Origin of the sequence: Thermosulfurimonas sp. (assembly GCF_015491435.1) — a bacterium.
Classification (GTDB): domain Bacteria; phylum Desulfobacterota; class Thermodesulfobacteria; order Thermodesulfobacteriales; family Thermodesulfobacteriaceae; genus Thermosulfurimonas_A.
On sequence record NZ_WFVX01000165.1, the window covers coordinates 1 to 8,969 of the forward strand.

General features: G+C 58.2%; 8 protein-coding genes. 6 read left to right on the forward strand and 2 right to left on the reverse strand.

Features of this window, described 5'->3' with window-relative positions; all coding sequences use genetic code 11:
- The 6 genes from F8J34_RS07475 to F8J34_RS07500 all read left to right on the forward strand — a co-directional run.
- The coding region (locus F8J34_RS07475) for a glycosyltransferase family 4 protein (RefSeq protein ID WP_297057841.1) at positions 1-772 on the forward strand (772 nt) is incomplete at its 5' end.
- Entirely contained in the window at positions 763-1,200 is a 438-nt protein-coding gene (gene nusB, locus F8J34_RS07480; protein WP_297057844.1) for a transcription antitermination factor NusB, read from the forward strand. The genes F8J34_RS07475 and nusB, both read left to right, overlap by 10 nt.
- The gene (locus F8J34_RS07485; RefSeq protein WP_297057847.1) at positions 1,169-2,038 is read left to right on the forward strand and encodes a class I SAM-dependent methyltransferase; all 870 of its coding nucleotides are present in this window, start codon (positions 1,169-1,171) and stop codon (positions 2,036-2,038) included. The genes nusB and F8J34_RS07485 overlap by 32 nt, the downstream gene beginning before the upstream one ends.
- A 17-nt stretch (positions 2,039-2,055) precedes the next feature.
- Positions 2,056-2,985, forward strand: coding sequence for an ABC transporter ATP-binding protein (locus tag F8J34_RS07490; RefSeq protein ID WP_297057850.1), 930 nt, complete (start codon positions 2,056-2,058; stop codon positions 2,983-2,985).
- Positions 2,960-5,341 (forward strand): Gldg family protein, encoded by a 2,382-nt coding sequence (locus F8J34_RS07495; protein WP_297057852.1) that lies wholly within the window; start codon positions 2,960-2,962, stop codon positions 5,339-5,341. The genes F8J34_RS07490 and F8J34_RS07495 overlap by 26 nt, the downstream gene beginning before the upstream one ends.
- The gene (locus tag F8J34_RS07500) at positions 5,328-6,260 is read left to right on the forward strand and encodes a DUF4340 domain-containing protein (protein ID WP_297057855.1); all 933 of its coding nucleotides are present in this window, start codon (positions 5,328-5,330) and stop codon (positions 6,258-6,260) included. The genes F8J34_RS07495 and F8J34_RS07500 overlap by 14 nt, the downstream gene beginning before the upstream one ends.
- Here the strand turns inward: F8J34_RS07500 and F8J34_RS07505 are convergent.
- Both F8J34_RS07505 and F8J34_RS07510 read right to left on the reverse strand, forming a co-directional pair.
- Positions 6,257-8,575, reverse strand: coding sequence for an ATPase, T2SS/T4P/T4SS family (locus F8J34_RS07505; protein ID WP_297057858.1), 2,319 nt, complete (start codon positions 8,573-8,575; stop codon positions 6,257-6,259). The genes F8J34_RS07500 and F8J34_RS07505 overlap by 4 nt on opposite strands.
- 6 nt (positions 8,576-8,581) lie before the next feature.
- The coding region (locus tag F8J34_RS07510; protein WP_297057860.1) for a hypothetical protein at positions 8,582-8,969 on the reverse strand (388 nt) is incomplete at its 5' end.

Consider the following 8,969-nt stretch of genomic DNA (forward strand, 5'->3'; position numbering starts at 1 on the left):
GATAAAGGGTGTGCCGGTGTCCTTTGTTCTTCACGGAGTGGAGGCCTGGAAACGTTATCCTCCGCTGGCCCGCTGGGTCTTTAAGGGAGCGGTTTTCCTGGCGGTCAGCCGATATACCGCGGAAAGATTCCTGCACCTCAACCGTCTCTCCGCCCCCTGGCACCTTCTTCCTCCGGCCCTGGATCCCGATTTCGGAACCCATCCCGCCCGGCTGCGCATCCTGGACCCCTATATAGTTACCGTGGCCCGGCTCAGTTCGGATGCGGCTTATAAGGGAGTGGATCTGGTCATTCAGGCCCTGGCCCGCCTCCGGGAAGATTTTCCCCGTCTTCATTATCTGGTGGTGGGGGGAGGAGATCTCCTTCCCGGATATCATCAGCTGGCCCGGAGGCTGGGGATAGGCGAAAGGGTGCATTTTCTGGGGGAAAGAAGGGAGGTGGCCCCCTTTCTGGCCGGAGCCCGGCTCTTTCTCCTGGTCAGCCAGGGGGAGGGGTTCGGAATCTCTTTCCTTGAGGCCATGTACTTTCGCAAGCCTCTCCTGGGAGCCCGGGCTGGAGGGATTCCCGAGGTGGTGCGTCACGGCCAAAACGGTCTGCTGGTGCCCTACGGAGATCTCGAGGCCTTGACCGCGGCCCTTCAGGAATTATTAACCCAGAAGGAGATGGCCCGGCAAATGGGAGAAACCGGTTTCCGAATCCTGCAGGAAGAGTATGTTTATCCCCGTTTCAGGGAACGACTGAGACGGATCCTGGGAGAATTGGGATGGGTTTGAGACATCGGGGGCGACAAATCGCCCTTCAGGTTCTTTATCAGTGGGATGTGGCCGGGATTTCTCCGGAGGAGGCCCTTTCCGCTTACCGGGACCATCTTTCCCCCCCGGAAGGGGCCTTCTCCTTCGCCCGGGAACTGGTGGAAGGGGTCCGGGAGAAGCGGGATCTCCTGGATGAGATTATCCGCAAATATTCCCGTAACTGGCGCCTGGAAAGGATGCTGGCTACCGACCGCAATATCCTGCGTCTGGCGGTGTATGAACTTCTCTTTCGGCCGGATATTCCTCCCCGGGTGAGCATAAACGAGGCCGTGGAACTGGCCAAGGAGTTCGGAAGCGAGGATTCCCCGGCCTTTGTTAACGGTATCCTGGACGCGGTTTATCATCACGAGGTGGGTAATGAAGGAAATAACCGATCCCTTTCAGCCTGAATTCTGGCGGGCCTATCAGAAGAGGTTTCAGCGTCCGGAGGACGAGATCTTCCTTCAGCCGGATCTCTGGGACCGAATGGCCGAAAGCTACGATGATCTCGAGGAGAGCCCCTTTTATCGGGAGATGGTGGAGACGGTGGTGGCGGAGATGGAAAGAATCGGAGCCCTTTCCCCGGGGCTCTCCCTGCTCGATCTCTGCTGCGGTACCGGCACCTATACCGTTCGTTTTGCTCCCCGGGTAAAACGGGTGGTGGCGCTGGATGTCTCCGCGGGGATGCTGGCCATGCTCAGGCAGAAGATAAAGGTTCGGGGATTCGAAAACGTGGAAACCGTGCAGGCGGACTGGCGTTCCTGGGAGCCGGGAGAGAGCTTCGATACCGTCTTTGTCTCCCTCACCCCGATCCTGAACGATCTGGAACAGGTGGAAAGGATCCTTTCCGTCACCCGCAGATACCTGGTTCTGGTTCACTGGGCCGGCCTCCGGGAGAACGAACTCTTTCTCGAGATCCTCCGGCGTTTCTTTCAGGCCTCTCCCCGTCGCCGTTCTCCGGGAGCTGTGGTCCTTTTTAATTATCTCTTTTCCCGGGGCTTCCCCGCCGAGGTTCGCTTCTTCTGCGGGATGTGGGAACGGCGAAGACCGGTGGAAAAGGAACTGGAACGCGTGCTCTTCCGGCTCCGGGGCGAGGGTTATTCGGTGAATGAAGGGGTGCGCGAGAGGATAAGGACCTTTCTGGAAGAAAGGTCCCGGGAGGGGAGGGTGCTCTCCAGGACCCGGGTCCGTATCGCTCTTCTCCTGGCGGACCTCAAACGGGAGGCCCTTGTGTTCGGAAAAAAATAAACTAAGCTTTTAGGGCGATGACCGCGCTGGCCGAGGTGCGGAATCTCACCATGTTCTACGGCTCCCGGCCTGCGGTTTCCGGGGTTTCTTTCCGCGTATCGGCAGGGGAAATACTGGGCCTCCTTGGTCCCAACGGAGCGGGTAAGACCACCGTTCTGAACATCCTGGCCACCCGTATGGTTCCCTCCTCCGGGGAGGTGTCCATTTGCGGGGTGGATGCCCTGAAGGATCCACAGAAGGCCCGAACCTATCTGGGGTATCTTCCGGAAACCCCGCCTCTCTACGATTATCTGGAGGTGGGGGAATACCTCTCCTTTGTGGCCGAGGCCCGGGGGCTTTCCGGGGCCCGAAAGAAGGCCCGGGAGGAGTGGGTGGTTGAGGTCTGCGGTCTTAAGCCGGTATGGCGGCAGCCCATCGGGGAACTCTCCAAGGGGTATCGGCAGAGGGTGGGGCTGGCCCAGGCCCTGATCCATGATCCACCTCTTCTCATCCTGGATGAACCCACCACCGGGCTTGACCCCCTTCAGATCGCCGAACTGCGGGCGCTTATCCGGGAAATGGCCCGGGAAAAAGCGGTCATCTTCTCCACCCATATCCTCCAGGAGGTAGAGGCCCTGGCCGACCGCATCCTTATTCTCAACCAGGGGCGGGAGGTTATCTCCGGGACCCGGGAGGAGATCTATCGCCGGCTTTATCCTAACCCCGTATATCGGGTAAGACTGGCCCGGGAACTTCCTCCCGAAACGCGGCTCCCCGAGATCCTGGAGATAACCCCTCTCGGAGAACGGAGCTACAGGGTGGTCTTCAGGGAGGAGGTCCGGGAACCGGCCTGTTTTCTGTGTGCCCGGGGCTGGCCGGTGGAGGAATGTTCCCCGGAGACGCTTTCCCTGGAAGAGATCTTTATGCGTACGGTAGGTGGCGATGCGGGGTCTGCTGGTATTGCTTAAAAAGGAATTCCTGGCCTATTTTCGTTCTCCCCTGGCCTATATCTTTGCGGTGGCCTTTCTCCTGGTGGTAAACGGCCTCTATATGAACACCTTCTTCCTGGCCCGGGTGTGTGACCTGCGCAATTTCTTCCAGATCCTTCCGGTGCTCCTTCTCATCTTTGGGGCGGCCCTGACCATGCGGGTCTGGGCCGAGGAACGCAAAAGCGGCACCCTGGGGCTGCTTCTGGGATTCCCTTATCCCACCTGGTCTCTGGTCCTGGGAAAATTTCTGGGTACCTATCTCTTTGCCCTTACCGTGCTTGCCGGCACCCTGGTGCTTCCCCTTATGCTGGCCGTCCTGGGAGATCCCGATCAGGGAGCCATCCTCTCCGGATATCTGGGGGCCGCTCTTCTTCTTTCCTTCTATCTTTCGCTGGGGATCTTCCTTTCGGCCCTTTTCGAGGATCAGATCGCGGTTTTTGTCCTCACCGGAGTGATCGGCCTGGTCTCCATCCTGGTGGGGACCGATCTGGTCTCCTCCACCCTGGATTCCTGGCTCCCGGGAGTGGGAGGTTTCCTGCGCGAAGCCCTGGGGGTACTTCCCCATTATCGCTCCTTCTTTCGGGGAGTGGTCCCCCTGCGGGACGTGCTCTTTTTCCTGAGCTATACCCTGGTGTTTCTGGTCCTGAACGGTCTTACGGTGGGAGGTTTCCTGCGCTATCACCGGAGGCGCCTCTTTTATCCGGCGGTGGCCATCTGGCTGGGACTGGCCCTCTTTGCCAACGCCATCCTCTCCCGCCTGATCCTTCCGCGGCTGGATCTTACCGAGGAAAAGCTTTACACCCTTTCCCCGGTAACCCGTAAGGTTCTGGCCCGTCTGAAGGCCCCTCTGCGTATTACCTATTATGTTTCCTCGCCCGGAAAACTCCCTCCGGTAATGCGCAACCTGGCCGTGGAGGTGCGTTCCTTTCTGGAGGAACTTTCCGCCCTCAATCCCCGGGTGCACTTTGCGGTGGTGGATCCGGAACGCGATCCCGAACTGGCCCGTAAGCTTCAGGATCGGGGAATAGAGCCCTTCGCCGTACAGACCATAGAAAGGGATAAGGTAAGTGTCCGCCGGGTGTACAGCGCCCTGGCCCTTTCCTATCTGGACAAACCCGAGGAGGTTATCCCCCAGGTAGTCCCGGATTCCCTTTCCACCCTGGAATACGATCTGGTCTCCCGCATTTACCGGCTCACCCTGTCCCGGAAGCCGGTAGTGGCCCTTTTTACCGGGGCCCCTTCTTTTTCCGTAAGTTATCAGACGGTGAGGAAGATCCTGCGAGACCTGAACCTCCAGGTAAAGGGCACCCCCCTTACCCGTAATAACGGCCTGCCCAAGGGAACCCGCCTTCTGATCCTGCTCTCCCCGGGCAAATTGAACGATCGACAGCTTTTTGAGATCGGTAAATTTCTCCATCAGGGTGGTTCGGTCCTGGTGGCGGCCTCGGTCGCCCGGTTTTCCTATCAATCCAGTCCGGAGGGAAAGATCCTGGCCACCCCGCTTCCTCAGGATCTTTCCATAAACAGGCTTCTTTCCACCTACGGTCTGCGTATCGAGGATCGGGTGCTCCTGGATCGCCAGATGGTAACCATGGCCATGTCCCAGGAAAGGGAGATGGGGATCTTCCGGGCCATAGTTCATATTCCGGTAAACTTCCCCATGCAGGTTCAGATCCTGCCGCCGCAGATGGATCCATCCTCTCCGCTTACGCGGGGGTTGAATGCCCTGCTTTATCTGTGGGGAAGTCCCCTGCAGCTCGAGACTCCGAAGATAAAGAAGCTGGGATTAAGGAGCGAAGTCCTTTTTCGCTCCTCCTCTCAGGCCTGGACAAGAAAGGTGGATTTCGGGGCCCTGGCTCCGGAGGACCTTCGTCCCTCCGGATCGCTCCGTTCCTATCCCCTGGCGGTTTTACTGCAGGGGCATTTTCCTCTTCCCTTTAACGGGGTTCCTCCTCCCTGGCCCGGGGAAAAGAAATCCCCCCGGAAAAAGAAGGCCCTGCCGTCTTCCGGGGGTTCATCCGGAAAGGGGCGTCTTCTGGTGGTGGGGTCCGGGGCCATGTTCGCCGATGGTATTATCGATATCTTTGACAATGCCCTTTTCCTGGCCAATGCGGTGGAAAGCATGGCCCTGGGAGGAGAGCTCCTTTCGCTGCGGGCCAAGCTCAAGCCCATCCGTTATCTTCCGCCGGTCTCCGAGACCGCGGCCCTTTTCTGGCGCCTGGTCACGGTTCTGGGTCCGGCCTTTTTCTGGATGATCCTGGGAGGGTTTATCTTCTGGCGTCGGCGTTATCGACGGCAGCGATTCTATCGGGAGGTCCGGGGTGAGTCCGCGTAATCTTTTTCTGCTCAGCGGGCTTCTGGTTATTCTGGTCCTCATGTATATGGTGATTCAGCGGGCCCAGCAGCCTCCCGGGGTCAGGGAGGCCCTGATGGTACGGCTGGGGAAGAAGAGCTGGGCTCAGGCCGATGAGTTGCGGGTGTGGCTGGGATCCGAGCCGGACAAGGTCCTGCGAATCGTCTTCCGAAACGGACACTGGGAGGTATGGGGGCCCTCCCCCAGGGAGAATTTTCCCCGTCCGGCCAAGGAATCCCTGGTGCGGGAATTCCTTACCCGTCTCTCCCAGCTCTCCGGGGAGGAGAGGGTTCGGGGGGCGTCCTATCTGGCCGAGTTTTCCCTCACCGAAAAGGCGGCCCTTCATCTGGCGGGCTTCCGGGAGAAACACAGACTCTTCCATCTTCTGGTGGGTAAACGCGGCCCCTATTGGGATAGTACCTTTGTGCGCCTGGAAGGGGAACAGAGGGTATTTCTGGTTCCGGAAAATCTCCTGGCTCGATTCGCCATCTGGAAGGAAAAGCCGGCTCTGCCCGCCGTCTCCTCCTGGGTGGACCTGAGTATCCTCAATCCGGCCCTTTCCGAGGTGGAGGAGGTGAGTTTTTCCTCCGGGGGCAAAGAGGTCTATATACTCAGGCGGAAGAAAAAAGGCTGGATATTAAGATTCCGGGGGAAGGAAAAAGAGATTTCCGCCGGCGAGGCGGAGAGAAAACTACGTATTCTTTTTCCGCTTATGGCTCAGGAGGTGGTATCGCCCGAAAAGAAAACCCGGGAGATGGGACATTTGGTGGTGCGGACCCGGTTACACACCTACACCCTGATCCTTTCCCGGCAGGGGAAGGATTATTTCCTGCGCAGGTCTCCCTATCTTTACCGCATAGATAAGGATACCGCCCGCAGAATAACCGAGCTCCGGGATTAGCGTACGCAGACCGCCCGTACCTGTTTGAGGTCGGTCTCTCCGGCAAGAACCTTGTGGATTCCGTCCTGTTTGAGGGTGTACATGCCGTTACGCATGGCCGCCTCACGGATCTCGTGCACCGGAGCGGCCTTTACAATGAGCTCCCGCAGTTCGTCATTGGGGACCAGGAGTTCGTGGATGGCCACCCGCCCGCGGTATCCGGTGTGATTACAGCGGCTGCAGCCCACCGGTCGGAAGAGGGTGGCTTTCCGGACCTCTTCTTCGGTGAGGGGCCTTAGGGGATGCTGGCCGTACTCAAAGATCAATTCCTGGATCTCCTTTTCGGTGGGGGTATAGGGTTCCTTGCAGTCCGGACACAGACGTTTGGCCAGCCGCTGGGCCAGTACCCCCAGCAGGGCATCGGCGAAATTATAGGGGTCGATCCCCATTCCCAGGAGCCGGGTTACCGTTTCCGGGGCACTGTTGGTATGCAGGGTGGAGAAGACCAGGTGTCCGGTAAGGGAGGCCTCGATCAGGGTGTGAGCGGTCTCCTCGTCGCGGGTTTCGCCGATCATGATCACATCGGGGTCGGCCCGGAGAAAGGCCCGCAGCACCCGAGCAAAGGTGAGCCCGATCTTGGGCTTGACCTGGACCTGGCGCAACCCCTCCTGAACGATTTCTACCGGATCCTCCGCGGTCCAGATCTTCTTGTTGGGACGATTGATGTAGTGCAGGGCCGCATGCAGGGTGGTGGTCTTACCCGAACCGGTGGGCCCTACCACCAGGATCAGCCCGTAGGGCATCTCCAGGAGTTGCTGAAAACGTTCCCGTACCTCCGGCAGCAGACCTATTTCCTCCAGGGTGCGGGCCTGGACCCCGCCCAGGATACGCATAACCACGTCTTCGTTGTTTTCGATGGTGGGAATGGTGGCTACCCGCACCTCAAAGACCTTTCCGGCCCGGGTGCGGAACTTGATCTTTCCATCCTGAGGCAGACGTTTTTCGGCTATGTCCAGCCCGGCCATGATCTTGAAACGGGAGACCAGGGGCCGTTTCATGGAATAAGGAACGGTCTGGAAGGGGATGCATTCCCCATCGATGCGGAACCGGATCTGGGCCCCCCGGCGGCCGGTGAGGCTTTCTACATGGATGTCCGAGGCCCCCCGGTTATAGGCCTCCTCCAGGATATAGTTGGCCAGCTGAACCACCACACTTTCCTGATCCTCGGGGAGGGCCTCTTCCTCCTCGGTTTCCTCCTCCTCGGGAATGAGCTCCAGTTCGGTACCCTCCGGGGGCTGGAAGTAACTTAATTTGCCGTAGTAGTAGTCCAGGAGGTTAAGGATGTCCTCCTTGATGCCTACCAGAACCCCGACGTCCTTGAGATTGAGGATCTTTTTGGCCTGTTCGATCTTGTCCCAGTCGAAGGGATCATTGGTGATGAGGAAGATGTGTCCATCTTCTTCCCAGGGAGCCACTACCAGTTGCCGGAGAAAGGATTCCTTGACTCCCTCCAGACAGGAGGGTTTATCCTTCAGATCCCGTTCGGAGAATTCCCAGAAGTGGGTGTTATAGTACCGGGAAAGGGCTTCCCCGATCTTGTCCTTGGGGATGTGAAACTTATCGATCAGGACGTATTCCACACTGGCTCCCTTTTCCTTGGCTATTTCCGCGGCTTCCTTGCAGATGGAGGGGGTGATGACCTTTTTCTTGAGCAGGAACTTCAACCGTCCGCATGAACCCAGGATACTGCGAAGAAAATCCACCTTTTCTTCCAGGGATTCCCGATCTTCCGGGCGTTCCTCAAGAAGGGTCTCGTAAATGCGCAGGGCTTCCTCGAATTCATAGGCTTTTTCCAGATATTCCGCCAGCTTGCTCTTCAGGGTGATGAGTTCATCGCGGGTTTCCGGGGAAAGGGTCAGTTCCTTAAGGGCCCGTTTGAGGATCCCGGCGGCCCTTTCGAACTGACCCAGGGCCTCCAGGCATTCCGCCAGAAGACGATAAACCTCCAGACTGGGGCGTTCTTCCAGAAGCTCTTCCAGGATCTTAATGGCCTGCTGGTAGAAGGCCCCGTCTTTTAATATGCGGGCCTTTTTAAGACGTTCCTCATAGGGGGTGCTTTCCTCTAGTCCCAGGTCTTCGGAGATTACTCCCTTGAAGGCTTCCAGCTCCAGAATACGTTTCTGGATCTCGCTTTTAATGCCGTTTTCCTCCTCGGAGACCAGATTGCGGAGCTCCCGGTAAACCTCGAGGGCCTCGTCCACCAGGCCCTGTTTGGCGTAAAGTTCGGCTTCCTTCAGACGATTCTGGATATAGGCCTTCAGTTCCTGGTCCAGCATGGCGGCTTAACCCTTCTGATTTAAAGAAAAAAGGTAAGCTTCGGTATTGTCAAGAAGGGTTTTGCCCAGGAAGGGCGGGTCAGCCGGCCCCCATTCCAGATCCGGGTCCAGACTGATGACCTTGAAGTCTTCGGCCAGAAGGGCCAGGGATTGTTCCTCCTTCCAGAGGAGGATGAGTTTCTTTTCGCTGGTAAGGGGTTTATTGGTCTTAAAGACCATCTTCTGGAGTTCCCGTTCGCTTTTTTCCGCCAGCGGTCCCTGGAGCTTGGGAGCAACCTTACCGAAAAAGCGGGCCCACAGCCCCCTGCCCTTGAGGAGCTTCAGGGGAAAGACCCCCTCCATGAGGGAGGAACGCCAGTGGTTCAGGATCTCTCCGGCGAAAGCTACCTCCTCC